The organism is Salipiger sp. 1_MG-2023, assembly GCF_030547555.1.
In the GTDB taxonomy this organism is placed as follows: Bacteria; Pseudomonadota; Alphaproteobacteria; order Rhodobacterales; family Rhodobacteraceae; genus Salipiger.
Genome location: NZ_JAUOQN010000024.1, coordinates 16,280 through 41,064, shown reverse-complemented (window position 1 = coordinate 41,064; position 24,785 = coordinate 16,280). Strand labels below are relative to the sequence as shown.

Below are 24,785 nucleotides of genomic sequence, written 5' to 3'. Positions count from 1 at the left end.
CCGGCACTGTCATTTGGTCGCATGACGCGGGTGTCGCCCTTGGCGGGAATGCATCCCTTCGGCTAGGTTGACCGCCAGACAACCTGTCACGGGAGAACACGGGATGAGTTTCAAGATAGCCACGGCATGCGCCGCTGTGATGCTTGCCGGAAGCATGGCGCAGGCACAGGATGCGGAGGCTGGCGAGCAGATTTTCAAGAAGAGCTGCCGGTCGTGCCATTCCATCGTCGCACCCGATGGAGAGATGATCTTCAAGGGTGGCCGGACCGGGCCGAACCTTTATGGCGTGATCGGTCGCGCCGCAGGAACCGACCCCGTTTTCCCGCGCTACAAGGCCTCGCTGGTCGAAGCCGGTGAAAAGGGGCTGGTCTGGGACGAAGCCAGCTTCGAAGAATATGTCGTCGATCCGTCCGGGTTCCTCAAGGAATACCTTGGCGACGATGGTGCCCGTTCTGGCATGTCCTTCAAGCTAAGGACCGGCGCGATGGATCTTTACGCCTACCTGAATTCGGTCAGTCCCGAGTGATCCGCAGGCGTTGCAACGCAAAAGGGGCGCATCGGGGGATGCGCCCCTTTTTTCATGCCGCAAAGTGCGTTCAATTGTCGAGGTTCTGAGCCTGACGCGTGATGCCGAAGGTGGTGCCGACAAGGCTTAGGACCGAAGATGCCGCCGGAATCGGAGATTCGGTGGCGTAAACCGTGTCACTGGGGTTGATCCGGAACTGTTTGGCCGCGAACAGCCCATCCGTCGAGGTTAGATCGAAGGTGAACACCACCTGCTGCATCGACGGCGCACTGCCATCAGAGCGCAACGCCCGCACCGGGTATTCGCGCAGCACCAGCACGCCCTTGGGATCGGCGCGGCTGTCCTGAAGACCGCCCATCAGGGTGACAGCCTCCATCGCGCTCAGATTGTCCTTGGGGAAATACACCAGATCTTCGCTGCCTGCCGCGCCAAGCGCGGTAAAGCTGTGGTTGTCCTGCTGGATGATGACGGTATCGCCCGGCATCAGCAGCGCGTTGCGTTCACCGTTGGCCAGCAGACTGTCGGCCGAAGTTTCATAGGTCGTCCCGCCGCGAATGAGCCGCACGCGCGGATTGCGCAGCGTCGGCAGGATGCCGCCGCCATCGGCGATCAGCCCCAGCACCTTGTAATTGCGCGACGGCATCGGAAAGGCCCCCGGCGCATCGACGCCGCCGACCAGCTCGACCGAATTGGCGCGGCCCTGCGTCAGACTCAGCTGGACCTGCGCCGAAGGGGCGATCTGCACCAGCTCGCTCTGAATCTTGCCGCGCGCCTCATCGGGGCTCATGCCGCGGATGTACACCTGCCCGACATAAGGCACGAAGACCGCCCCGTTGGCACCGACCTCGACGCCGCTCAGGGGCGCGGCCTTTTCCGTCGCGCTGGTGATCAGCGAGTTTTCCTGGCTGTCCCAGATCACGATATCGACCTTGTCGCCGGTCTGGATCACGTTGACGTTCGACCCGTTCGACGTTCCTGGCCAGCCGAAGTCGTTCTCCCAGCCGGTGCGGGGCCAGGACGCGACCATCGGCATGTTGGCGCGGGTAACCGGCACAACTTCGAATGTCGGGGTGCTGGAATTGGCTTCGCGAAGCACTTCAGAGTGCAGGGCAGCGCCGCGAGGAACGATGCTACACCCCGAAAGGGCAAGGGCCGACGCGCAGGCAACGAGAATAAGACGTGATCGCAACAAAAGGTGGTCCCCCGGAATGTCGTAGGTGTCACAATGGCTTTCTTAATGCGTCCGTTTCATGATAGACAGCGTGTTGTCCAAGGAAAACCGCAAACAGGACGGGCGACGTGACCCCAAAGCAGCAGCGCCGGACAGATCGGCGGGTTTCAGCGCGAAATCGGGGCCAAAGGCCGGAATGACCCTTTCAAAGCGTATTTTCGATATCATCATCGCCCTTTTGCTGATTGTGATGCTGTCGCCTCTCATCGTGGCGCTGGCGCTGGCGATCCTGTTGCTGGATGGTCGCCCGGTGCTGTACCTGTCCGAACGGATGCGCAGCATGGACGAGGGGTTCACCCTGTGGAAATTCCGCACCATGCGTCCCGATGCCTATGACCGGGGCGTGTCGGGGGGCGACAAGACCAGCCGCATCACCCGCACCGGAGGCTTCATGCGGCGCTATCGGCTCGATGAGATTCCGCAGCTTTGGAATATTCTGGTCGGCGATATCAGCTTTGTCGGCCCGCGCCCGCCGCTGCGCCGCTATACCGAAAGCCATCCCGAGGTCTATTCAAGCGTTCTGCGCTCGCGCCCCGGTGTCACCGGCCTTGCAACGCTGGTGTTTCACCGCACCGAAGAACGGCTGCTGGCGCCCTGCCGCAGCAAGGACGAGACCGAGGATGTCTATTGCCGCCGCTGCATTCCGCGCAAGGCAGAGCTGGACATGATCTATCAGCAGCGGCGGACGCTGTGCTACGATCTGCGTCTTATGCTGGCCACGGTGCTGCGACGTATCTCGCTGCACTGATCGCGGGATTATTTCCGCAAACGGTGCAGCACCGCATAGCCGATGTTGGGCCCAAGCCATTGCCGCGAAGCAAGGATTTCGCCGCTGCCATCCACCACGTAGTAATCGACGAAGGCCGGGCCATCGGGGCTTTCACAGGCGGCGATGACCTCAGTCGCCTGCGCCTTTACCAGCCCGAGCGCCACATCGACCGGCTTGTCCGGTTCGACGCCGCAGCTGTAGGTGACGACGCGGGTGACGTCTTCGGGCGTGAGCCAGCGCTGGATGTAGCTGGCGGTGCCGGTCTGGCGTGCCCGCACCAGATCCAGCAGCGGACCCTGATCGGTCGACATCAGATCGCCGCTGAGCCCGCGCGTGCCGGTGATCATGCCATCGCGCAGAACCACCGACTGGCGCGCCTTGTTGGCGTAGGTGGCATAGGGGCCGTTCTGTTCGATGCGCAGCAAAAGCGCCTGCGTCTCGCGGTCGGGCAGGCTGAGGAAAATCACCGGCAGCGGCGTGGTGCTCAGCGTCGCGACGATCTGCTGAGGGGTGATTTGCGATGGTGCGCTCTTGCCCTTGAACAGCAGGGAAGAGGTCACGTCGATCGGACTTTTGTATTCGGGATCGTTGCTGCAGGCGGCAAGACCCACAAGCGCGGCGAGCAGTGCGATGCGGCGGATCATCTCCAGAACCTTCCCCAGCTGTCGGTGATTTCGTCTTCGTGCCACGTGCGCACGTTGCCATAAAGCCGCCCCGGCACCGACAGGCGTGCACCGCCGTCGCGGGTGATGGGGCGAATGACCGTGGTGTCGTACTCGCGGGTGGGGGTGCCGATGCCGACGCTCATCGGGATGGTCAGCGTGATGCCCTTGTCGAACGAGCCTTCGCCGAATTCGTCGCTGGACACGTTGGTAAAGGTGGCAAACGCGCCGAATTTCCAGCCGTTAGCGAATTCACGCCCGACGGTCAGTGTGGTGCCCCAGTCGCCCGCAAGGTAGCGCCCGATATCCATCTGACCGGTATAGCCACCGCCGAAATCGTAATAGGCCGAGACATGGCCGTTGAAATCGGGGATTTCGCGGGTGACGTCGCTGAACGGCTCGTAGGTGGTGTTGTCCATCAGCGCGAACAACTGGTCGTAATCGCGGCGACGCACGAAGTTCACTTCGACCCCCAGCGCCAGCGCGCTGTCGACCGGCTTCCACAGCACTTCGCTGGACACCCCGGCATACATCGATTCCAGATAGCCGGCAGAGACTCGGCCATACAGGTCCGGCCCGACGCGCCCGTTCCATGCCAGCACGAGGTCGCGCAGCTTGGGGTCGCCGTTCTGGGCGTAATAGGTGATGTCGGTGCGTGCCCGGGGCAGTTCGGACGGCGACAGGCGCTCCGTCTCGTGGATGTTGCCGATCACGCGTTTGCGGAACGCGCCCGACAGCGACAGGTTCGGGGTGATCTGCCACGACGCGCCAAGCTGCGCGCCGATGTCGAGCCGGAACGGCGCGTCGGGGTCGAAAGTCGAGGTTTCGTAATACGAGGTCAACGACCAGCTGAATTTCGGAGTGACCGGGATGGTCGAGGGCGGGGCCTTGCCATAGGCATCGGTGATCGAGGCGCGGGCGAGCATTTCGACCGCCGCATCGTTTTCGAGGTTTTCCAGATCGCTGCGCCTGAGCGTGATGGCCGACATCGGCGTGCCATTCTCGACTGGGATGATGACGAATTCCTCGACCGAATCCGGCATGATGCGACTCATGGCGCGGGCAGCGCGGCCGATGGCCTGCGCCGGGCGTCCGTAATGCTCGTTGCGCAGCCGGATCGTGGCGCGATGCGGCTCGAGCTGGTAGCCTTCGATGCTCAGATCGTCGGCTTGCAGGCTGGTGATCAGGCGCTGGCGGGTGTTGTCCTCGTAGGCGGCAAGTGCGCCGGTCCAGCCCAGATCGCTGACGCTGTTGGCCGGGCGGCGACGCACCGGCAAGCCGCCAGCTTCAAGCCCGCCGGGAATTCCCAGCGTTTTGGGATTCATCGGGTAGGAGAGTTGAAAGCCAAGCGTGCTACCATAGGCATAATACAGCGCCAGACGGGCATCGTTGGGCAGGCGGTATTCGACGCCGTAGTTCAGCGGCGAATTGTGCTCGAAACCACCGCGATCGGATTCATCGTCATAGGCATCCGAGGAATATTCCAGCTTCAGCGTCAGATTGTCGTTGAATTGGTAGGCCAGTCCGCCGAACCCGGCGATGTCGCCGCGGAACCAGCGATCATAGGTCGGCAGGCCGCCGCTGCCCAGCAGGTTGCCCGGCCGCTCGCCATAGCTGCCAAGCGGGTTGTAGCTGCCAAGCCGGCCCCAGCCCAGACCGGCGGTCGCCTTCAGTTTCTGCCCGACGGTCTTGGTCGCGACGATGTATTCGCCGCTATAGATCCCGGTGCCGATGAAATCCTGCAAGCCGATGGCTACGGCAGGCCGGATCGAGGTTTCGGTGAGCAGCTGAAAGCGCAGATCGAAGCTGCGGTCGTAAAAGACCCCGTCGGCGTTGCTGTTGGGATCGTCGAAATTGCCGATCCCGGCATAGCGGAAGGTGCCCGAAAGACGCGGCGTAAGCTGAAAGGTGATCGCACCGCGATTGCTTTCGTCGATCCGCCCATAGGTCAGGCTGATGGTGGCATCCGGGGCCATCTCGGCGCTTGGCATGTCGATCAGGCCGGGAACGCCATAGGTATTGTAGCTTGGCACCTGCTGCGCGCCGGTCGGCAACCCGAGGCACACCGCAGCTGCGGCGGTCCCCGCAAGGCACCACGCCCGTACCGGTCTGAACCCTGCCTTCGCTTCCATGCCTCGCCCCTGCGTCCGGATGTCTGGTTTTCCCAAGAGCTAGAGGATGCTGGCGGAGCTGTCCACGCGCACGCGCGCAGCGCGGGTTGCCTGTGGGAAATACGGCACGACCAGAGATGCCCGAAATCACCCGTTAAGCCGACAGTTTTATTTGTTAAGCGCAGGGTAATGCCTGTGCCTCTAAGGTCGCTGCGGGGTGATTAAATAGGTGGTGAAAATGGCTGTCGACAGCAACGTCGCGCCGATCATCATCAAGAGAAAGAAAGTTTCGGGCGGCGACGGGCACCATGGTGGGGCCTGGAAAGTCGCTTACGCGGACTTCGTGACCGCTATGATGGCTTTCTTCCTTTTGATGTGGCTTTTGAACGCGACAACGGAAAAGCAACGCAAGGGGCTTGCGGATTATTTCAGCCCGACAATCGCCATTGCGCGGGTGTCGGGCGGCGGCGACGGGATGCTCGGCGGGGACAGTATGTTATCCGAACAAACGCTGTCTCAGGTCGGTACGGGCGCGACCAGTCTGCGCCCGACATCGCACAGGCAAGCGAGCGGTGGGCTGAGCCCCGGGGCCGAAGCGGGCGAGGGTGCCCGGCAGGCCGAAGAACAGGCTTTGCGCGAGCTTGAACAGGCGCTTAACGCCCGCGGCGGCGAAAGCATGGTCGAGGATCACCTGATGCGGCACATCGTGACGCGGGTGACGGATGAGGGTCTCATCGTAGAGCTATTCGAAACCAGCGAAGCGCCGCTGTTCACGGCTGACGATCAGCCGACAGACCTGCTGCGCGCGCTTGGAGGCGTGATCGAGCGGGTGTCCAGTCTGGTGACCAATGGATTGGCGGTTGAAGGCCACACTGCGGCGTATCCGCTTGTCCTCGCAAGGGATCCGTCGTGGGACAAATCGTCCGAGCGGGCAGATAATTTCCGCCAGCTGCTGATCGCCAACGGCTTGCCCAAGGCGCGCGTCGAGCGGGTGACCGCTCATGCAGATCGCGAACCAAGTCAGCGCAACCCGATGGATCCGCGCAACAATCGCATCGAGGTTATCTTCCTGCGAAACCGTTGAATCCGCTCGTCGGGCCTTGCGGTCCGGCGAAAGCGCTCAGGGTAATTGATCCAGTTTTAGCTGTTAGCGTCACGTTAAGGCCACGGGCCTATCTGTTGTGTCGGTATTTCTGACCGAGACAGCAGAAAGGCGTGTCATGACAATTTCTTCTTCGCTCAATGCGGGTGTATCCGGGCTTGCCGGCAACGCAACCCGTCTTGCCGCAATCTCTGACAATATCGCGAACTCGTCGACCTACGGCTATCGCCGGGTCGAAACGGATTTCACTGCTCTGGTAATGTCCAGTGGCGGGTCGACCTATACCGCAGGTGGGACCAAGGTCGACAACCTGCGCCTGATCGACAACGGCGGTGCGCTGGTGTCGACCTCGAACGCGACCGATCTTGCGGTCGACGGCCTCGGCATGCTGCCGGTGGTTTCTGCGTCGCAGTATGAGGCCACTGGCGAGCCCGAGATGCTGCTGTCGTCGACCGGGTCGTTCCGCATCAACGAAGACGGCTATCTCGCAAGCGAAGCGGGGTATTACCTGATGGGCTGGCCGGCAAATCTCGACGGTTCGATTCCGAACTATCCGCGAGACACGATCAATGGGCTTGAGCCGATCAGTTTCAGCCCCAGCCTGACCGGCGATCCGACCACATCTGTCGGAATGGCGCTGAACCTGCCGGCGACAGCAACCCAGGCTGGCAGCGCCGGGGAGCCAGAGTACCTCGAGATCGAGTATTTCGACAACGTCGGCATCTCGCAGAGCATCTCGATCAATTTCACGCCAACGGTTCCCGCGACCGGAACATCGAATGAATGGACGATGGTGATGACCGATTCGGCCGATCCGGCGACTCCGATCGGCGAATACACCATCACCTTCGATGGCACGACCGGCTCGGGCGGCACCATCGCGTCGGTTGCGGTGGGCGCTGCTGGCGGGGCTTACGACGCGGCGTCGGGAACCTTCACCGTCAACGTCGTGGGCGGCCCGATCGAGGTCGAGATCGGTTCTATCGGAACGACAGGCGGTTTGTCGCAGCTTGGCAGCAGTTTTGCACCCATCTCGATGACCAAGGATGGGTCTTCGGTCGGCAACATGGTGTCGGTCGAGGTAGATGAAAGCGGTTATGTCAGCGCGCTTTACGACAGCGGGCAAAGCCGGGTGCTGTATCAGGTGCCGCTGGCGGACCTGCCGAACTACAATGGGATGGACGCGGTCGATGGTTCGACCTTCCGGCCGTCGAAGGACAGCGGATCGTTCTTCTTGTGGGATGCCGGTGACGGCCCGACAGGCAGCGTGAAATCCTACGCCCGTCAGGAATCGTCGACCGACATCGCGCAGGAACTGACGGACATGATCCGCACCCAGCGCGCCTACTCGTCCAATGCAAAGGTCATCCAGACCGTGGACGAGATGCTTCAGGAAACCACGAACATGAAACGCTGACGCCATAGGGCGCCGGTTCAATTAAGGAGGCCGCTGAATGTCACTATCCGGAGCTTTGTCCAACGCCTTGAGCGGCCTCACCATGCAGGCGCGAAAGTCGGCTCTCGTCTCATCCAACATCTCGAATGCCACGACCGAAAGCTATGGTCAGCGCTCGCTCGATGTCTCGTCCAACTCCGTTTCCGGGGGCGGGGTCGGCATCGACGGCGTGACGCGAAACGTCGATGCGGTGGTCCTTGCGGACCGCCGGCTATCGGATGCGCAATCCGGCTACGCCAACGACATGCAGGCTTTTACCAGCAAGATCGAAGGCGTGCTCGGGGAAAGCGGCGAGGCGGGGTCACTGACCTCGCTATATTCCAACTTCGAGAATGCGCTGTTGTCGGCGGGATCGGATCCGTCGTCGACGCAGCGGCTTAAGTCACTGGCGCTGTCGGCACAGAATTTCACCGATATGCTGAACAAGGTCAGCGGCACCTTGCAGGTGTCGCGGACCGATGCAGATCGCACGATCGCGAAGCAAGTAGAATCCCTGAACGGTTCGCTTCAGCAGGTGAAGCAACTCAATGATGCGATCGCTGAACGCGTGGTGCGCAACGGGGATCCCTCCTCGTTGATGGACGAACGACAAAGAGTGCTGGATTCGATCTCGGAGATCGTGCCATTGCGCACGGTCGAGCGAGAACACGGCACGCTTGCGATCTACGCGGCTTCGGGAACAGTTTTGTACGATCCGTCGTTCAGCACCGAACCAGCAGTTGTAGACTTCACGCCGCAGGACCCGGTGACCCCGGATCTGACCCTTACGGGCGGTGGCCTTTCGGGTCTCACGATCAACGGAAACCCGATCAATAGCAGCAACGACGGCCCGCTCGGCGGCGGTTCGCTAGGTGCTCAGTTTCAGATCAGGGATGTGGTGGCGGTCGACATGCAGGCCGTGGTCGATGGCATCGCCCGCGATCTGATCGATCGCTTCGCAGCTGGCGGCCCCGACACCACGATTGCCGTCGGCGATCCCGGCCTTTTCACCGACGCGGGCGGTGCCTTCGATCCTCTGGATGAAGTCGGCCTTGCGGGTCGGATCTCTTTGAACGCATTGGTCGACCCCAACGGATCGGGCACTTGGCGCCTTCGAGACGGGCTTGGCGCGGCGACGCAAGGGAATGTTGGGGATTCCAGTCTGATCTCCGCCTATTCGGATGCGCTGGACAGTCTGAACATTCCGGGTTCATCGAGCCTTGGCACCGGCACGAGCAGCTTCAGTGAGCATGTGTCCGGTTTGGTTTCCGCCGTGTCTGCCGCGCGGGTGCGGGCGGACGGCGAGCAAAGCTTCAGCAGCGCACAGAATACCGCGCTGAAAGAGCTCGAACTGTCCAAGGGCGTCGATACCGATGCCGAACTTCAGGATCTGTTGCTGCTCGAACAACATTATGCCGCCAACGCCCGCGTCGTGAGCGCGGTCGATGACCTCATGCAAACCCTTCTGAACATCTGAGGAGCCAATCATGGATACCGTAGGCGATATGGCCAGGACCCTGGTCCTCCGTTCCCAGCAGAACCGCCTCAATGCCAATATGGACAGCCTCGCGGTGGAAATCGCGACCGGGTTCGTCAGCGACAAGGCCGCACATCTTGGAGGCGACGTCAGCGGACTGCTATCGATCGACCGCAGTCTTGCACGGCTTGAGACCTACCGGGTGAATACGGCCGAGGCGACGACGATCACCAGCATCATGCAAAGCACGCTCGAAGAGATCCAGACCAGTTCCGAGAGTCTTTCGCAAGATCTTCTCAAGGTCGAGTTGACCCAGACCGATGAGATGATGAACACGCTGTCGACTTTGGCCGGCAGCGCGCTCGACCAGATGACTAACGCCCTGAACCGATCGATTGGCGGGCGGTTCCTGTTTTCGGGCACGGCGACAGACACACCGCCTCTGGTCAGTAGTGAAGACCTGCTGGCGGAGCTCGAGACGGTTCTTGCAGGACAGACGACCTCTGCCGGTGTTGAAACGGCGCTGGATACATGGTTCGACACCGCAGGCGGGGGGTTTGAAACCTTCGCTTATCAGGGGTCGAGCACGTCGCTTGCGGCGATGCGGCTGTCGGATACCGACAGTGCGCAGGTCGATATCCGGGCCGATGATCAGGTGTTCCGCGATACGCTCAAGGCGGCGGCCAAGGCCGTTCTGGCGAGCAGTAATGATCTGGGATTTTCGAAGGAGGTCAAGACCGAGCTGATCTCAAGCGCCGGTCTCGACCTTCAGACGTCGCAGGCGCAGGTGGTCGAACTGCGGGCTGGTCTGGGCGCATTGGAAAGCCGTATCGAGGAAACCGTGACGCGCAACTCGAGCGAACGCACGGCGACGATGATCGCTCGCACCGAGCTTGTCGGAACCGATGAATACGAGGCCGCCACCGCCTACGAGAACACGCGCTCGCAACTCGAAGCGATCTACGCGATCACCGTCCGGTCGTCGCGGATGTCGTTGGTGGAGTATATGTGATGCGGCTTCTGAGTTTGCTCACGCTGTGTATGGGGCTTCTTGGCGGTTTCGCCGATGCGCAGTCTGTTCGCATAAAGGATCTCGTAGAGGTCGATGGCGTTCGATCGAACGATCTTGTCGGCTACGGTCTTGTGGTTGGGCTGAACGGAACGGGCGACGGCTTGCGAAATGCGCCTTTCACCGAAGAGATCATGCAGAACATCCTTGAGCGCCTTGGCGTGAACGTGACCGGGGAGCAGTTTCGGCCACGCAATGTCGCTGCAGTTTTTGTCACCAGCAGGCTGCCGCCGTTCGGACGGGCCGGCAGCCAGATCGACGTGACGGTCTCGGCGATTGGCGATGCGAAAAGTCTGCTGGGAGGGACGCTGATCATGACCCCGCTGAATGCTGCAGACGGCCAGATCTACGCGGTGGCGCAAGGGACGGTCATCGCGGGCGGGGTCGAGGCCCAGGGAGACGCGGCGCGGGTCGTGCAGGGGGTTCCGACCTCCGGGGTGATCCCTGCTGGCGCGCGGATCGAACGGGAAGTCGAATTTGAATTTTCCGATTTATCGATACTGCGTTTGGCGCTACGCGAGCCCGATTTTACCACTGCCGCGCGTATCGAAAGGGTGATCAACGCCAATGTTGGGCGCGGTGTCGCTGAGATGACCGATGCAGGAACGGTTTCGATTGATCTTCGTCGGGCTGGAGGCGGGTCTCCAGCCCGCGTTGTGGTCGCCATTGAGAACCTTCCTGTCGAGCCGGAACGGCGCGCGCGTGTCGTGGTCGACCAGCGGTCAGGTACGATCGTCATGGGGGAGGACGTCCGCATTTCGCGTGTTGCGGTATCACAGGGCAATCTGACGTTGCGGATCGAAGAAACACCCCTGACCGTCCAGCCTAGCCCGTTCGGAGAAGGTCAGACCGTCGTCGTGCCACGCACGCAGGCTGAGATCACCGAGGAACCGGGTATCGGCCTGGCAGAGGTTCCCAGTGGAACATCGCTTTCCGAAGTGATTTCCGGGCTGAATGCGCTGGGTGTTTCGCCCCGCGACATGATCGACATACTCAAGAGCATCAAGGCCGCCGGTGCATTGCACGCGGAATTTCTGGTCATGTAGTCGCATCCTGTCCTGTGGCGGAAGCTTAATGAGGCTTTGTTAACCGCCGCGGGATTAGGGTCTGATCGTCAAAGGTGAAGGAGTCGCCCTATGTTGGGGATCATTGGGATCGTCGTGATTTTTGCCATGGTTTTCGGCGGTTACATTCTCGCTGGGGGCAAGCTTGGCATCATTCTCAAGTCGCTTCCCTTCGAAATGATGATGATCGGTGGCGCCGCTCTAGGCACGTTCCTGATCGGCAACGATATAGGTGTTGTGAAGCATACGCTGCAGGACATCGGCAAGGTCTTCAAGGGCGCCAAGTGGAAGCCGCAGGACTATCGTGATCTGTTGTGCCTGCTGTTCGAGTTGATCCGTCTCGCGCGACAGAGCCCGGTTGCCATCGAAGAGCACGTTGAATCGCCAAAGGAATCTTCGATTTTTTCCAAGTATCCGCGGATCCAGGGCGACACGCTCGCTGTCGAACTGGTCTGCGATACCATGCGTTCGATGTCGATGAACTATGACGATCCGCATCAGGTCGAAGAGGTGCTCGACAAGAGAATCGAGGCGCTCGAGCATCACAAAATGCATTCAAATCATGCATTGCAAAGCTTGGCGGACAGTCTACCGGCGTTGGGAATCGTTGCCGCCGTGCTTGGTGTTATCAAGACAATGGCTGCGATCGACCAGCCACCGGAAGTGCTTGGGAAGATGATCGGTGGCGCGTTGGTCGGAACGTTTCTCGGCGTGTTCCTTGCCTATGGCTTCATGGGCCCGTTCGCGACGAAGGTGAAGGCAGTGGTCGAAGAAGACATGCATTTCTACCAGCTGATCCGCGAAGTGCTCGTTGCGAACCTGCACAATCACGCAACGAACATCTGCATCGAAGTTGGGCGCCAGAATACCCCGGCACATTTCAGGCCGAGTTTTACGGATCTCGAAGAGGCGTTGAAATCGGTCAAGCAGGATGCGGCATGACCCGGATATTGACTATCATCATCTTTTTCTTCGTCGCCTTCCCTGCGTGGGCACAGGAAGTACGCGTTCGATCGGGAGAGCATGGCGACTTCACTCGGGTTGTCCTTGACCTTCCGGCCGAGCTCGACTGGTCTGTCGAGCAGATCTCGAGCAGCGCGATCGATGTGATCTTCGAACAAGGCGACCTGAGTTTCGATGTGTCGCGAGCGCTCGAACGTCTGAGTGATGGTCGCGTTACAGGGGTTTCAGACTTGTCTGAAGGCCGAGGTGTAAGAATTGATCTGGGCTGCGCATGTGTGCCACGATCCTATTTAGCGACAGATCGCATGCTCGTGGTCGACCTTCGCCTGGGCGAATTCAAGACTCGGGAGTTTCCCAAGGATCAGCCTTCAGCCAAGTCCATTGGGCAAGCCTCCGAAGCTGACTCGACAACGTCGTTCCCTTCGGGTGTCCGGATAGGCCAGAATCCTGGTATTGGCTTGGAGTCGGGTGAAAATTCCCTGCTTCCAAGTTTCAGCCCGGTAGCAAGCCGTTCAGAGCAAACAGCAAGCCCGGAGACGGCACCTGCAGAGGGAATCGATCCCAGACAGTTCGAACAGATGCTTGCGGAGCAACTGGCAACCGCAGCGACGGACGGGCTGTTGGATTCAGCGATGCGTTACCTCCCCAAACCGGAAGAGAACGAGGCGACGGTCTCAGTCCCCTTCTCTAGCAAAGAGACGGCGCAAGGTACCCAATTGGCACCGGCGCCCGCAGTGCGTGCGCTTGAAACTGCCATAGCCGGTCGAGTGCCAGGTGACATGCAATCGCGCGTAAGGATCGGTGGTAGCGGGTGCGTACCCGATCAGGAACTCGATTTGGCAAGCTGGGGTGGTGAAGACCCACTGAAGGGCAGCATCCCGGAACTGCGCGGAAAGCTCTTTGGTGAATTTGATCGCCTGGATCATGAGGTAATGATCAACTTGGCCAGAGCCTATATCAGCATCGGGTTTGGCACCGAGGCGCGCGCCTTGCTTGACCTTGAACTCGAGGGCCACGAGTCGGTCCTTTACGCGCTAGCGAGAATTGTGGATGGCGAGACCGACCGTGCCGGAGTCTTCGCAGGGCAGGCAGATTGCGATGGCGTGGTTTCGTTCTGGGCGCTGATCGGTTCCAAGGATCTGCCAACCAATTCTGCTATCAACGAAAATGCGATTCTCGCGACCTTCGAAGGGCTGCCACTACGTCTGCGAACGCTGCTTGGACCTCGGCTTGCAACACGCTTTGCCGAGGAAGGCTTGCCCGAACCTGCCCGTAACGTTCTCGCACGCCTTGAACGTGCAACCGGCGGCGTGAACGAGGACATGATGTTCAGTGAGGCGCAAATTGACCGAATCGACGGCTCTCATGCTGATGCGCACCAGGTTTTGAACGAAATCGCCGTCAAACCCGGGCCGAACGCGCCGGAAGCCATGGTGCAAGCCATAGAGCTTGCCACAGAGAACCGAGAGACGGTGAACGGAAGGCTAGCGGATTTGTCTGGGGCCTATTCGACCGAGTTGCGTGATACCGAGCAGGGGCCTGAGCTTTGGCTCGCACATTTGCGCGCACTGACGGCAAATGGGCAGTATGATGAAGGCTTTGGTAACCTGTTCGATCAGCCGACATACCCTGAAACCATACGGGCGAAGGCTGCGACCGATCTTCTGACGTTACTGACCGAGCAGGCGCATGATACGGCTTTCTTGAAGCATGCACTCGCATCTCCATACCGCTACGACGGGGTTGCATCTCCGCAAAGCGCACTCCTTGTTGCCAGGCGCCTTCTTGATCTCGGTCTGCCGCAGCCTGCGGCACGGTGGCTTGATTTTGCTGGAATTGATAAGCGCGAGCCACAGGTCCGGATACTGCGCGCAATGGCCCATCTCGCCCAGAGTGAACCGGAACAAGCTGAAATATCTCTGGTCGGTCTCGAAGGCGAAGAAATCCTTGGGCTTCGTGCAAAGGCTCGTCGCATGATGGGAGATTACCATTATGCCGCTGAAGCCTATAACAGCCTTGGCGACATGCAGGATGCTCGAACTTCGGCGTGGCTGGCCGGCGACCCATCGCTTGCCATGGAAGGCGAGCCGGATGTCTTGAGTGCAGCGATGCAGATGCGTGAGGAACAGATCCCCGATCCTCTGACCAATGCTCCAAGCCTTGCTATCGCTGAAATCCTTGCTGGTTCGGGCGCTGAAACCGTTAACACGATCAGGGCGCTTCTCGAAGCAACGCGGATTCCCGCCGAATGATCTAAGCGGAAGTTACCGAATATAAACCATGCTCCGCTAGCGATGGTCTATCGCTCCAGAAGGGATCGCGGATCACAATGCTCGATCATTCCAGAAAAGATGACTGCAAGACAGGCCGCTCCGAGGCGGCCAGAGGACCTAGTGGGCCGTCTATCAGGCAAAACTCATCAGCAGAGCGCGCCGAAAGTGTCAAATGGTGCTTCAGACGCTCTCTGCCTGCTTTTGAGTTCTCCGGCCAAGGAAGGCGCTCTGATGCCTGCTAAGTCGGTGTTCTCTGTCTTCAAGCCTACAGTTCTGCTTGCAGTGGCGTTGATGGCGGTGATCGTGATGATGATCCTGCCAGTTCCGTCCTGGGTTCTGGATGTGGGCCTTGCTGCCTCTTTCGGGCTGGCAATTCTCATATTCACGGTGACGCTGTTCATTGAGCGGCCGCTCGATTTCTCGGCTTTCCCGACCATCCTCCTTGCATCGCTGATGCTTCGGCTTTCGCTGAATGTCAGTTCGACGAAACTGATCATCGGGCAGGGCCATACTGGCACTTCTGCCGCGGGAAACGTGATTGAAGGGTTCGCGAATTTCGTGATGGGAGGCAGCGTCTTCCTTGGTCTTGTCGTGTTCGGCGTCCTGATGATCGTGAACTTCGCCGTGATCACCAAGGGTGCCGCGCGAATGGCAGAGGTTGGCGCTCGGTTTGCGCTTGACGGGATGCCAGGCAAGCAGTTGGCAATCGACAGCGATATGGCCGCCGGTGCCATCGACCATGCCGAAGCAAAGCGCCGCCGCGAGATGGAGCAGCAGGAAACCACCTTCTTCGGCTCGCTCGATGGTGCGTCGAAATTCGTAAAGGGCGACGCGGTTGCGGGCCTGCTTATCACCTTGCTGAACATCGTGATGGGCATGATCATGGGCGTGTTTGTCCATGGTCTGAGTTTTGGCGGCGCTTTCGAAACCTATGCGATCCTGACCGTTGGTGATGGTCTCGTCTCGCAGATCCCCGCGGTGATCATTTCGATTGCATCCGGTCTTCTGCTCGCCCGTGGTGGCGCAACCGGTGCGACCGATGTCGCTGTTGCGCGGCAGCTTGCGCGTCACCCCGCCGCTCTTTGGACGGTGGGCATCCTGATGGCGCTTTTTGCGCTGGTACCGGGTTTGCCCTTTGTGCCGTTCATTCTTGGTGCAGGCGTGCTTTGCACGATCGGCTATAGCCAGTCGAAGAAGCAGGTCGACGAAGTGGTCGATGACAAGCCCGACGAGCCAGCGGAAGCTCCTCGAAAATCTATCGGTGACGTGCTGGACGTCGATGAGATCCATGTCGAATTTGCACCGGATCTGGTCAACATGGTGCTTGATCCGGGCACTGGTCTCGATATCCGCATCGAGAATATGCGGCGGCACATTGCGTCTGGTTTCGGATTGATCCTCCCCGAGATCCGCCTGACCGATGCACCGGCGCTGGAAGCGGGCACCTATGTGATCCGAATCCATGGGGTGGAGATCGCGCGCGGTGAGCTGAATTCCGATCTTGTTCTGGCACTCATGCCCGACGATCACGCTCGCCTCCCCGCCGGCAGGGATGTGACAGAGCCAGTGTATGGCGCGCCCGCCCGATGGATACGCCCGCACGATCAGGACCGTGCGGCGATCACTGGCGCCACGATCGTCACCCCGACGGAAGTGCTAGCGACCCATCTTTTGGAAGTGATCAAGCGCAATTTCGGGCGGTTGCTGACGCTCAAGGCTCTGCGCCGTCTGCTCGACGAAATGGTATCCCTGACCAACCCGGTCAGGGCCGAGGCAAACCGCCGTCTGCTTGACGAACTGATCCCGGACAAGGTTCAGATCGACACTTTGCTTCAGGTTCTGCGGCTGATGCTTGAGGAGCAGGTCAGCATTCGAAACATGACCCTTATTCTCGAAGCAATTTCCGAGATGAGGGGGCAGCACAGCAGTCCCGAAACCATCTGCGAACATGTGCGTCAGCGCATCGGCTTCCAGCTTGTGGCGGAGATGCGCCGCAAGGATGGCACGCTGCCACTGATCCAGCTCGCGCCGGAATGGGAGGATACGTTCTCGACCTATCAGGTCGAGGGCACCCGCGGTGGTCTCGATGTTGCGCTGCCGCCGGATATGTTTGAATCGCTTACGACGGGGGTGGCCTCCGAAATCAATCAGGCGAGCAATCGTGGCATTTTCCCGGCGCTTGTCACCAGCGCACGCAGAAGACGCTTCTTGCGGACGATCCTTGCGGCAAAAGGCATCAGCAACCCTGTCCTTTCCTTTGAGGAAATCGGGATCGAGGCGCGTCCATCACTTGTCGGCGTGGTGGCGGCATGACCCTGCCAGCCGAGGTCCTCGGGCTGATCTCTGGCTGGGCATGGCTTGGTTTCATCGTGTTCCTGCGGGTCGCGGCGATGATATCAACGCTGCCGGGACTGGGGGAGCAGAGTGTATCGGTCAGGGTTAAACTGGTTCTGAGCCTTCTTCTGGCGACGATTGTCCTGCCGGCCGCGGCTGAGAAGATCCCGACTGTCGAGCCGGGCTATGGAACGGTGCTGTATGTGATCCTGACGGAAAGCATCTCCGGGCTGATCCTTGGCCTGTGGTTGCGCCTGCTCATGCACGCTCTGCAGACGGCGGGTAGCATCGCTGCGCAGTCAACATCACTTGCCCAACTGCTCGGAAACGCTGGCGCCGATCCGATGCCGGCAATCGGGCATATTCTGACCGTTTCTGCGCTTGCGCTTTTGATGATCACAGGGTTTCACGTAAAGATCGCCGCATATGTGATCTTGTCCTACGACCTGTTGCCGCCCCTGCAATTTCCACGCCCAAGCGTGATCGGGCAGGCGGGCAGGCAGCAGATCACTGACAGTTTCGCGCTTGCTTTCACGCTTGCGGCGCCGTTTGTCATCCTGTCGGCACTTTACAATCTGACGCTGGGGTTCATCAACAAGGCCATGCCGCAGCTGATGGTGGCCTTTATTGGTGCGCCGGTGATCACGCTTGGATCGATGGCGCTCTTGATCCTGACGTCTCCGGTCATGCTGTCGGTCTGGCTCTCGACGGTCGATCTTTTCCTGTCAAACCCGTTCCGGTGACGCGCCATGGCAGATGATGATGGCGGGGAAAAGTCACACGAAGCCTCCCAGCGCAAGCTCGACGAAGCCAGAAAGAAAGGCGAAATTCCACGCTCGCCGGATATTCTGACCGCTGCGGCCTATCTGGGAATGCTCGGCACGGGAATGACAGTCGGGGCGAGCAGTCTGGTTCGGTTCGCCGAAACGCTCATGCCGATGATCGAACAGCCTGATCGGCTCGCGGGTTTGTTCTTCAACGACATGGCAACTGCACCGACGGGCGAGTTGATGTCGGCAGTCCTGACGCCGGTGCTGCTATGGCTGTCGGTTCCGGCGCTGAGCGTGCTGCTTGTCCTGCTCGCGACCCAGAGCCTCTTGTTCACGCCTTCCAAGCTCGCGCTGAAGTTCAATCGTCTTTCTCCGATCGAGAATGCCAAGAACAAGTTCGGGCGGCGTGGTTTGTTCGAATTCACCAAGAGCTTTGCAAAGCTGATTTTGTATTCCGTGGTGCTCGGGATGTTCCTGTCTTCGCGCCTCGACGAGATTTCTGGCATCGGCCAGTCCAGTCCGCGTGAGGCGACAGATCTGATGGCTCGGCTGATGCTCAACATGCTGGGCATAGCCGCGATGATCGCGGTGGCGCTTGGATCTGTTGATTACCTCTGGCAACGGGCCGAACATCTGAGGCGCAACCGTATGTCGCAAAAGGAATTGCGGGACGAGTACAAGGAATCCGAAGGCGATCCGATGTTCAAGGCGCAGCGACGCGCCAGAGCGCAGGAAATCGCGATGAACCAGATGATGGCGGATGTGCCGAAGGCCGATGTGATCATCGTCAACCCGACCCATTATGCAGTCGCCCTGACCTGGAGCCGGATGAAGGGCGAAGCACCGGTTTGCGTCGCCAAGGGCGTGGATGAAATCGCCCTGCGCATCCGCGAGGTTGCTACAGAGGCGAAGGTTCCGATCCACTCCGATCCGCCAACCGCTCGGGCGTTGCACGCGACAGCCAAGATCGGCGAGCAGATCGCTGCGGAGCATTTCCGCCCGGTGGCTGCCGCCATCCGTTTTGCCGAAGATCTGCGCAAACAGGCGCGGCGCAAGAAAGGACCTGAAGCATGAGTTCTGACATCGATGATCTGCTGCGCGTGACGGCTCTTTTGCGAGAGCGCGCGCTTGAGACCTATCGCCGCGATCTCAACGAAGAGCGATTGCATCAGGGCGAACTGGACAGGATCGATGGCCTGCGCAAGCAGGCATTCGATGAAAACGAGTCCGTTGATACGCGTCGCATGCTCGGGATGGATACGCTCTGGCAGGGCTGGCTTGCGAAGCGCCGTGGAGAAATCAACCGGGCGATCGCGCTCTCCCGCGCCAAGCAGGCGCACAGCATCGCCTCGGCACGTCTTGCTTTTTCGCGGGACGAGGCGGCGAAAGAGGTCTCGAGCAAGGAACGGCAAGCACGCAAGGTCGCAAAATTCGCGCATGAGGAAATGCGGCTCGAGGAGCTGTCTCGAATGGTGGCCTATGACCGCGATATCTAGCTGAACGATGGAGTGGCAATGGTTCTGTCGTCGGCTTTGGGTCGCGGCGCTGTCTTTGACAGAGAGCCCTTTTCATCCCCCGCTGCGACGTGGCCCGGAAAGCCGACGCTCGAGTTGGACCAGTGCGTCGTGCAGGAGCACCGCGAATAGTCCGACGACCAGTCCGCCCTGTACGACGAAGGCGGTGTTGCTGGTCAAAAGCCCGGCGATGATCACTTCGCCCAACGTGCGCGCGGCGACGGTGGAGCCAATGGTGGCGGTTCCCAGCGCAATGACCACCGACAGGCGCACCCCTGCAAGGATCACCGGCAGCGCCAGCGGCAGCTCGACCCGCAGGAGGCGCTGGCGCGGTGTCATGCCGATGCCCCGCGCGGCTTCGAGCGTCGCGGGGGGCAGAGCGGTGAGACCGGTCATGGCGTTCTCGAAGATCGGCAGCAGCCCGTAAAGGAACAGCGCCAGCAGCGTCGGCCCGGCACCGAAGCCCATCATCGGCACCGCGAGCGCCAGCACCGCCACCGGCGGGAAAGTTTGCCCGAGGTTTGCAACGCTGCGCGCCAAGGGCCGGAAGGCAGCACCGAAGGGCCGTGTCACGAGGATGGCGAGCGTCACGGCGACCGCCGTTGCTGCGACAGAGGCGGCCACCACCAGACCGAGATGGCTCAGCGACAGAGACAGAAGCGAAGCGCGTTCATAGATCACCGGACCGTTTTCCTGTGCCAGCGGCGCGAGCAGCGGCGCAAAGACACCCGGTGCCAGTACAAACGTCAGCAGCAGCCCCGCAAGGACTGCTCTTGCAGCGGCGCCGATCATGTCAGCGCGCCCCGGCGGCGGATTGCCTCCAGCGTCACATGCGCCGGGCCGTTTTGGGAGGTGACTGGAACCGCCTCGCGCCCGGAGCCAAGGCATGCCGACAGCGCGTCGCGCAGGCTGGCGCCTTCGGGCAGCGCCTCGCCGGGCACCTCACCCGGCGAGGCGATCTCGGCGGCGGGGATCAGCGACAGAAGACGCAGGGGGCGGTCGGCCTCGCCCACCATTTCGGCGACAAAGCCGGTTGCGGGGCGGGCGACGATCTCGGCAGGCGCGGCGTATTGCACCAGCTTTCCCGCATCCATCACCGCGATACGATCGGCAAGGCGGATGGCCTCGTCCATGTCATGGGTGACCAGAAGGATGGTCGAGCCGAGCGCCGTCTGGATGCGTTTCAGATCGTCCTGCGCGCGGGCGCGAATGATCGGATCGAGCGCCCCGAAGGGTTCGTCCATCAGCAGCAGATCGGGCCGCGAGGCCAGCGCTCGCGCGACCCCAACCCGCTGTGCCTGACCGCCCGACAATTCGGCAGGGTAGCGGTCGCGAAACTCTTCGGGTGCCATCGAGAACAGCATGAGCAACTCGTCGACCCGCGCGTGGATCTTGTCCGCTGGCCAGCCAAGCAGTTCAGGCACCGCGCCGATGTTACGCGCCACGCTGTGATGCGGGAACAGCCCGTGACCCTGGATCGCGTACCCGATCCGGCGTCGCAAAAGGTGCGGCGCGATGCTTCGGGTGCTGGTGCCGTTGATGCGCACCTCGCCCGAGGTTGGCTCGATCAGCCGGTTTATCATGCGCAGCAGGGTCGTCTTGCCGGACCCGGAGGTGCCGACGATGGCGGTGATCGAGCCGGTTTGCACCGTCATCGACACGCCGTCCACCGCGGCGCTATCCCCCCAGACCTTGGTGATGCGGTCGATCTCGATCATGCCGCGTTCCTTCTTTTGGCTGCGAGCTCGACGAGGATGTCCATCACGATGGCCGCGACCATGGCCAGCAGCACAGTGGGCAGCGCACCGAGAAGGATGAGGTCGGTCGCCGTCTGGTTCAGCCCCTGAAAGACGAAACTGCCGTAGCCGCCGCCGCCGATCAGCCCGGCGATCACGGCAAGACCGATGTTCTGCACCAGCACGATGCGCAGCCCGGCCAGCAGGATCGGCAGCCCGAGCGGCAATTCGACCCGTACCAGCCTTTGCCAAGAGGTCATGCCCATACCGCGTGCCGCCTCGCGCGCTGCAGCTGGCACGGATTGAAGCCCCGCAACGGTATTTCCCACGACCGGGAGCAGCGAGTACAACACCAGCGCGATGAAGGCCGGGGCAAAGCCGATGCCCGACAGGCCGATCGCCCGCGCCGCCGGCAGGCTGGCGGCGATCCATGACAGCAGCGGGATCATCAGGCCGAACATCGCCAGCGACGGGATGGTCTGCAGGAAGCTCAGCACTGGCAGCAGCCCGGCGCGCAGAGCTGCCTTTCGGTAGCACAACAGACCAAGCGGAAAGCCGATCAGCGCTGCCGCACCGAGCGAACCGAAGGCCAGAGCGAGATGGCGCAGGGTCGCGCGCCAGAACGCCGCCGCGCGGCCAAAGAACTCTTGCGCCACCGACAGGTCCGACAGGGCACCTGACCAAAGCAAGGCCCCCAGCAATGCCAATCCCGCCGCCAGCAGTGCGGCCCGGGCGCGCGGCCCCGGTGCCAGCTGCGCCAACGCCTCGGCGAGAAGCAGCAGGAACACCGCCAGCAGCCCCCAGAATCCCGCCGCCGGAGAAACACGCGCGTAAGGCCCCGCCTCGGCCAGCAGTGCGGGCGCTGCGACGGCCAGCAGCAAGGCTGCGCCACCAAGCCCGATGGCCGCCCCGCCGAGGCGCAGCCATGGCAGCGCAGCGGAAAGGCCCATCGCCAGCCCCAAAACGATGCAGATCAACCCCGGCAAGGTCTCGGGCAGTGGCGCCACGGCCCATGCCGCGATGCCGTCACCGGCGACAATGCGGTTGGCCGCCAAGGTCATGAACGGGGCCGTCAGAAGCGCCAGCCCTGCCACGGCAAAAGCGAGCCCCGGCGCGGACAGGCGCGCCATCTGCATCCTTGCGATCAGTCCAGAACCCCGGCAGAGACAAGATAGTCGCGCGCTACCGCCTCGGCAGGCTCGCCGCCGACCTGGATACGGCCATTGAGCTCCTGCAGGGTTTCCATGTCGAGCGCCTCGAAGATCGGATTGAGCACAGCCGGGATAGACGGGTATTCCTCAAGCACGTCATTCCGGACGATGGGCGCCGGTTCATAGACCGGCTGCACGCCCTTGTCGTCCGTCATGACCTTGAGCCCGGTCGCGCCGACCCCGCCGTCGGTGCCATAGACCATCGCCGCGTTGACCCCGGAGGTGCCCCGCGCCGCCGCCTGGATCGTCGCGGCGGTATCGCCGCCCGACAAAATTACCGTCTGGTCCTGCGTGAGGCTGAATCCGTAGGTCTGCTCCATCGCGGGCAGCACCGCCGGGGACGAGACGAATTCGGTCGAGGCGGCCAGCTTGACGTCGCCGCCCCCGGCGATCCACGCGCCGAAATCGGACATAGTCGAAAGCCCGTTTTCCTCGGCCACCTTGCCAGTGACCGCGATCGCCCAGGTGTTGTTGGCGGGTGCCGAAGCGAGCCAGGTGATGTCGTTCTGCGCGTCCAGCTCGGCCGCCCTCTCATGCGAAGCGGCGGCATCCTTCCAGATGTCGCTGTCGGCTTCGTTGAAGAAGAAGGCAGCGTTGCCGGTATACTCGGGATAGATGTCGATCTGTCCGGCGAGGATGGCTTCGCGTACGACCTGCGTACCGCCCAGCTGCAGGCGCCGTTCGACCGGCAGACCGGCGTGCTCGAGTGTCAGGGCGATGATGTTGCCCAGAAGACCGCCTTCGGTGTCGATCTTCGATGAAACGGTGATATCGGCATGGGCGGAACCGGCAATCAAGGCGATGGCGGCAGCAATGGTTTGGGATTTCATGAAATCTGTGCTCCTGTCGGATCGTAGGCTCGAATTTGCAGATAAGAGATAGCCCGCAAAGCGTCGGTGGAAAGCTTTGGCGACGTTCGATTCGGCTTCCAATTTAGCCGCGAACTTGCCTCCTGTCGCATTGGTTCGGATTGAGATATCATCCCAGGGTTTTACGGCTCTCGCGGCGTTTTGGTCGGGAAGGTCATTTCGAGCTGTCGGGTGAAGGCAACAGTCCTGTCAGCGACACTGCGGGCTCTGGTCGCAGGGGGAGGGGGGCAGGTGTCACGGCTAGACCGACGGCCTAGTCGGGAGATGTTTGACGTTGCGGTCCGGACACAGGGTTGTCGATCCAGTCGGCAACTACGGCGAGATCGCGACGTGAACCACTCACCAGCACTTCCAGCTTGTCGAGTCTCGTCGATATGCACGATATTGCCCCATCCGGATCGCTCTGATCCGTGGAACGTCAGATATCCTGCCGGGCGATCTCGGTGATGAGGACATCGCTGACGATTGATCCAAGCACATTGCGCGCGGCCTCGTGAAGCGACCGGCGAAGGATATCCATGCGCCGGCTCTCGGTGAAATTGCCTTCGAAGCCGCCGATGTTGGCATGGTCGAACAGGACGCGCAGGAACACGTCCCGAAGCTTTGGTTCCTGATTGTAGACCGCTTCCTGCCCGGGTCCCTGAATTTCCAGACTGAGCGACAGAACGACCAGCGACTTCACCCGGTCGCTCGAGACGATCGGAATGACGAATTGATTGTTCAACTTCACATAAGTCGAACTGAGGGTTTCGTCATGCTCATCATGTGCAGCCTCTGCGTCGTGCTCGCCCGCAGCGTGTTCGTCTGCCGGGGCATGTTCCCCGGCTGCGGCATTTGCGGGTGCTTTCGGAGCGAGGAAGAGTCCGGCACCGACACCGGCGCCTGTGCCGATCAGGGCGAGCAGGACAGGAAGCAGTTTCTTGATCATCAGGCTATCCTCAGAAGGGCAGGACCATGTCGAGCACCTGCTGACCGAGGCGCGGCTGTTGTACGTCGGTGATCTGGCCGCGCCCGCCGTAGGAGATTTTCGCCGATGCGATCTTGTCGTAGGTGATCTCGTTCTTGCGGGTGATGTCGTCGGGGCGAACGAAGCCAGATACCAGAAGCTCGCGCATCTCGAAGTTCACGCGAATTTCCTGCGCACCTTGAATGGCAAGAACACCGTTCGGCATCACCTCGGTGATGGTTGCTGCGACACGCAGCGTCAGCTGTTCGCTGCGATTGACGCTGCCGGTCCCGTTCGACGAGCCGCTGCCGCTGATATCGACCGCATTCGCGAGACTCGCGCCCTCTGGCAGGGTCAGGTCCTGCTCTTGCGGAAGACCGAACAACTGGGGAATCCCGAGGCTTTCAGAGCTCGACCGCGAGCGCGATGTGTTGTTCGAAATCGCAGCGGATTCGTCGAAGTCGATCACCACGGTCATGATATCCCCGGCTTTCATTGCGCGGCGATCGCCAAGGAGCGAGCTTTTCTCGCGGCTCCACAATGAGGCGTTGTCCGACGGTCGCGCGGGATTGGAGATGGTCGGAAGGCCGGTATAGGCCATCGCCACGCGCTCGGCGCTTTCCGCTTGCGGGGTGAAGCTGGGCGCTTTGCCAAGATGGTCCATACGTGCACAGGCGGCAATGGGAACGAGGCAGAGAAGAAGCAGGGTTCGAGGCAGCATGG

The 24,785-nt window shown here is 61.2% G+C and carries 22 protein-coding genes; 13 read left to right on the top strand and 9 right to left on the bottom strand.

What is annotated here, in order from left to right; genetic code table 11:
• The first annotated feature begins 103 nt into the window (after positions 1-103).
• Positions 104-526, top strand: coding sequence for a cytochrome c family protein (locus tag Q4543_RS12960; protein ID WP_303438871.1), 423 nt, complete (start codon positions 104-106; stop codon positions 524-526).
• 70 nt (positions 527-596) lie between these two features.
• On the opposite strand, the gene Q4543_RS12955 is transcribed toward Q4543_RS12960, so the two are convergent.
• Positions 597-1,622: a polysaccharide biosynthesis/export family protein gene (locus tag Q4543_RS12955; protein WP_368502157.1), complete on the bottom strand. Its 1,026-nt coding sequence runs from the start codon at positions 1,620-1,622 to the stop codon at positions 597-599.
• Between the two features lie 271 nt (positions 1,623-1,893).
• Between Q4543_RS12955 and Q4543_RS12950 the strand changes: the two genes are divergently transcribed.
• On the top strand, positions 1,894-2,505 hold the full coding sequence (locus Q4543_RS12950) for a sugar transferase (RefSeq protein ID WP_303438867.1): 612 nt from the start codon (positions 1,894-1,896) through the stop codon (positions 2,503-2,505).
• Between the two features lie 8 nt (positions 2,506-2,513).
• On the opposite strand, the gene Q4543_RS12945 is transcribed toward Q4543_RS12950, so the two are convergent.
• Together Q4543_RS12945 and Q4543_RS12940 are read right to left on the bottom strand one after the other, a co-directional pair.
• Positions 2,514-3,170 carry a YjbF family lipoprotein gene (locus tag Q4543_RS12945; RefSeq protein WP_303438865.1) on the bottom strand — a complete coding sequence of 219 codons (657 nt, stop codon included), beginning with the start codon at positions 3,168-3,170 and terminating at the stop codon, positions 2,514-2,516.
• Complete coding sequence (locus tag Q4543_RS12940) at positions 3,167-5,320, bottom strand: YjbH domain-containing protein (RefSeq protein ID WP_303438864.1); 2,154 nt, start codon at positions 5,318-5,320, stop codon at positions 3,167-3,169. Before Q4543_RS12940 ends, Q4543_RS12945 begins: the two co-directional genes overlap by 4 nt.
• A 217-nt stretch (positions 5,321-5,537) precedes the next feature.
• Between Q4543_RS12940 and Q4543_RS12935 the strand changes: the two genes are divergently transcribed.
• From Q4543_RS12935 to Q4543_RS12885, 11 genes are all read left to right on the top strand, one after another.
• The gene (locus Q4543_RS12935; protein WP_303438862.1) at positions 5,538-6,383 is read left to right on the top strand and encodes a flagellar motor protein MotB; all 846 of its coding nucleotides are present in this window, start codon (positions 5,538-5,540) and stop codon (positions 6,381-6,383) included.
• A gap of 136 nt (positions 6,384-6,519) precedes the next feature.
• Positions 6,520-7,818 (top strand): flagellar hook protein FlgE, encoded by a 1,299-nt coding sequence (locus tag Q4543_RS12930; RefSeq protein WP_216003183.1) that lies wholly within the window; start codon positions 6,520-6,522, stop codon positions 7,816-7,818.
• Between the two features lie 37 nt (positions 7,819-7,855).
• Entirely contained in the window at positions 7,856-9,313 is a 1,458-nt protein-coding gene (gene flgK / locus Q4543_RS12925) for a flagellar hook-associated protein FlgK (protein WP_303438860.1), read from the top strand.
• A 10-nt stretch (positions 9,314-9,323) separates the two neighbouring features.
• Positions 9,324-10,325, top strand: a complete 1,002-nt coding sequence (locus Q4543_RS12920) for a flagellin (RefSeq protein WP_303438858.1) — start codon at positions 9,324-9,326, stop codon at positions 10,323-10,325.
• Between the two features lie 29 nt (positions 10,326-10,354).
• Positions 10,355-11,428 (top strand): flagellar basal body P-ring protein FlgI, encoded by a 1,074-nt coding sequence (locus Q4543_RS12915; RefSeq protein WP_252737472.1) that lies wholly within the window; start codon positions 10,355-10,357, stop codon positions 11,426-11,428.
• Positions 11,429-11,518: 90 nt separating this feature from the next.
• Positions 11,519-12,388: a flagellar motor stator protein MotA gene (gene motA / locus Q4543_RS12910; protein ID WP_303438856.1), complete on the top strand. Its 870-nt coding sequence runs from the start codon at positions 11,519-11,521 to the stop codon at positions 12,386-12,388.
• Entirely contained in the window at positions 12,385-14,661 is a 2,277-nt protein-coding gene (locus tag Q4543_RS12905; RefSeq protein WP_303438854.1) for a hypothetical protein, read from the top strand. The genes motA and Q4543_RS12905 overlap by 4 nt, the downstream gene beginning before the upstream one ends.
• Before the next feature lie 252 nt (positions 14,662-14,913).
• The gene (flhA, locus tag Q4543_RS12900) at positions 14,914-16,995 is read left to right on the top strand and encodes a flagellar biosynthesis protein FlhA (RefSeq protein WP_303438852.1); all 2,082 of its coding nucleotides are present in this window, start codon (positions 14,914-14,916) and stop codon (positions 16,993-16,995) included.
• On the top strand, positions 16,992-17,759 hold the full coding sequence (locus tag Q4543_RS12895; RefSeq protein ID WP_303438851.1) for a flagellar biosynthetic protein FliR: 768 nt from the start codon (positions 16,992-16,994) through the stop codon (positions 17,757-17,759). The genes flhA and Q4543_RS12895 overlap by 4 nt, the downstream gene beginning before the upstream one ends.
• A gap of 6 nt (positions 17,760-17,765) precedes the next feature.
• Positions 17,766-18,860: a flagellar biosynthesis protein FlhB gene (locus tag Q4543_RS12890; RefSeq protein WP_303438849.1), complete on the top strand. Its 1,095-nt coding sequence runs from the start codon at positions 17,766-17,768 to the stop codon at positions 18,858-18,860.
• A gap of 26 nt (positions 18,861-18,886) precedes the next feature.
• Complete coding sequence (locus Q4543_RS12885) at positions 18,887-19,282, top strand: hypothetical protein (protein ID WP_303438848.1); 396 nt, start codon at positions 18,887-18,889, stop codon at positions 19,280-19,282.
• 72 nt (positions 19,283-19,354) lie between these two features.
• Here the strand turns inward: Q4543_RS12885 and Q4543_RS12880 are convergent, their stop codons facing one another.
• The 6 genes from Q4543_RS12880 to flgH all read right to left on the bottom strand — a co-directional run bounded on the left by Q4543_RS12880 (position 19,355) and on the right by flgH (position 24,783).
• Positions 19,355-20,092: an ABC transporter permease gene (locus Q4543_RS12880; protein ID WP_303438847.1), complete on the bottom strand. Its 738-nt coding sequence runs from the start codon at positions 20,090-20,092 to the stop codon at positions 19,355-19,357.
• The gene (locus Q4543_RS12875) at positions 20,089-21,018 is read right to left on the bottom strand and encodes an ABC transporter ATP-binding protein (protein WP_303438845.1); all 930 of its coding nucleotides are present in this window, start codon (positions 21,016-21,018) and stop codon (positions 20,089-20,091) included. The genes Q4543_RS12880 and Q4543_RS12875 overlap by 4 nt, the downstream gene beginning before the upstream one ends.
• Complete coding sequence (locus Q4543_RS12870; protein ID WP_303438843.1) at positions 21,015-22,166, bottom strand: ABC transporter permease; 1,152 nt, start codon at positions 22,164-22,166, stop codon at positions 21,015-21,017. The genes Q4543_RS12875 and Q4543_RS12870 overlap by 4 nt, the downstream gene beginning before the upstream one ends.
• A 14-nt stretch (positions 22,167-22,180) precedes the next feature.
• On the bottom strand, positions 22,181-23,077 hold the full coding sequence (locus Q4543_RS12865) for an ABC transporter substrate-binding protein (protein WP_303438841.1): 897 nt from the start codon (positions 23,075-23,077) through the stop codon (positions 22,181-22,183).
• Positions 23,078-23,534: 457 nt separating this feature from the next.
• Positions 23,535-24,044, bottom strand: coding sequence for a flagellar basal body-associated FliL family protein (locus Q4543_RS12860; protein WP_303438839.1), 510 nt, complete (start codon positions 24,042-24,044; stop codon positions 23,535-23,537).
• Between the two features lie 10 nt (positions 24,045-24,054).
• Positions 24,055-24,783 carry a flagellar basal body L-ring protein FlgH gene (gene flgH, locus Q4543_RS12855; RefSeq protein WP_216003197.1) on the bottom strand — a complete coding sequence of 243 codons (729 nt, stop codon included), beginning with the start codon at positions 24,781-24,783 and terminating at the stop codon, positions 24,055-24,057.
• Between the last annotated feature and the right edge of the window lie 2 nt (positions 24,784-24,785).

Excerpts from the sequence above, each read along its gene's own strand:
- Q4543_RS12960 (WP_303438871.1), top strand. The coding sequence starts at position 104 with ATGAGTTTCAAGATAGCCACGGCATGCGCCGCTGTGATGCTTGCCGGA.
- Q4543_RS12950 (WP_303438867.1), top strand. The coding sequence starts at position 1,894 with ATGACCCTTTCAAAGCGTATTTTCGATATCATCATCGCCCTTTTGCTG.
- Q4543_RS12945 (WP_303438865.1), bottom strand. The coding sequence starts at position 3,170 with ATGATCCGCCGCATCGCACTGCTCGCCGCGCTTGTGGGTCTTGCCGCC.
- Q4543_RS12940 (WP_303438864.1), bottom strand. The coding sequence starts at position 5,320 with ATGGAAGCGAAGGCAGGGTTCAGACCGGTACGGGCGTGGTGCCTTGCG.
- Q4543_RS12935 (WP_303438862.1), top strand. The coding sequence starts at position 5,538 with ATGGCTGTCGACAGCAACGTCGCGCCGATCATCATCAAGAGAAAGAAA.
- Q4543_RS12930 (WP_216003183.1), top strand. The coding sequence starts at position 6,520 with ATGACAATTTCTTCTTCGCTCAATGCGGGTGTATCCGGGCTTGCCGGC.
- flgK (WP_303438860.1), top strand. The coding sequence starts at position 7,856 with ATGTCACTATCCGGAGCTTTGTCCAACGCCTTGAGCGGCCTCACCATG.
- Q4543_RS12920 (WP_303438858.1), top strand. The coding sequence starts at position 9,324 with ATGGATACCGTAGGCGATATGGCCAGGACCCTGGTCCTCCGTTCCCAG.
- Q4543_RS12915 (WP_252737472.1), top strand. The coding sequence starts at position 10,355 with ATGGGGCTTCTTGGCGGTTTCGCCGATGCGCAGTCTGTTCGCATAAAG.
- motA (WP_303438856.1), top strand. The coding sequence starts at position 11,519 with ATGTTGGGGATCATTGGGATCGTCGTGATTTTTGCCATGGTTTTCGGC.
- Q4543_RS12905 (WP_303438854.1), top strand. The coding sequence starts at position 12,385 with ATGACCCGGATATTGACTATCATCATCTTTTTCTTCGTCGCCTTCCCT.
- flhA (WP_303438852.1), top strand. The coding sequence starts at position 14,914 with ATGCCTGCTAAGTCGGTGTTCTCTGTCTTCAAGCCTACAGTTCTGCTT.
- Q4543_RS12895 (WP_303438851.1), top strand. The coding sequence starts at position 16,992 with ATGACCCTGCCAGCCGAGGTCCTCGGGCTGATCTCTGGCTGGGCATGG.
- Q4543_RS12890 (WP_303438849.1), top strand. The coding sequence starts at position 17,766 with ATGGCAGATGATGATGGCGGGGAAAAGTCACACGAAGCCTCCCAGCGC.
- Q4543_RS12880 (WP_303438847.1), bottom strand. The coding sequence starts at position 20,092 with ATGATCGGCGCCGCTGCAAGAGCAGTCCTTGCGGGGCTGCTGCTGACG.
- Q4543_RS12875 (WP_303438845.1), bottom strand. The coding sequence starts at position 21,018 with ATGATCGAGATCGACCGCATCACCAAGGTCTGGGGGGATAGCGCCGCG.
- Q4543_RS12870 (WP_303438843.1), bottom strand. The coding sequence starts at position 22,166 with ATGGCGCGCCTGTCCGCGCCGGGGCTCGCTTTTGCCGTGGCAGGGCTG.
- Q4543_RS12865 (WP_303438841.1), bottom strand. The coding sequence starts at position 23,077 with ATGAAATCCCAAACCATTGCTGCCGCCATCGCCTTGATTGCCGGTTCC.
- Q4543_RS12860 (WP_303438839.1), bottom strand. The coding sequence starts at position 24,044 with ATGATCAAGAAACTGCTTCCTGTCCTGCTCGCCCTGATCGGCACAGGC.
- flgH (WP_216003197.1), bottom strand. The coding sequence starts at position 24,783 with ATGCTGCCTCGAACCCTGCTTCTTCTCTGCCTCGTTCCCATTGCCGCC.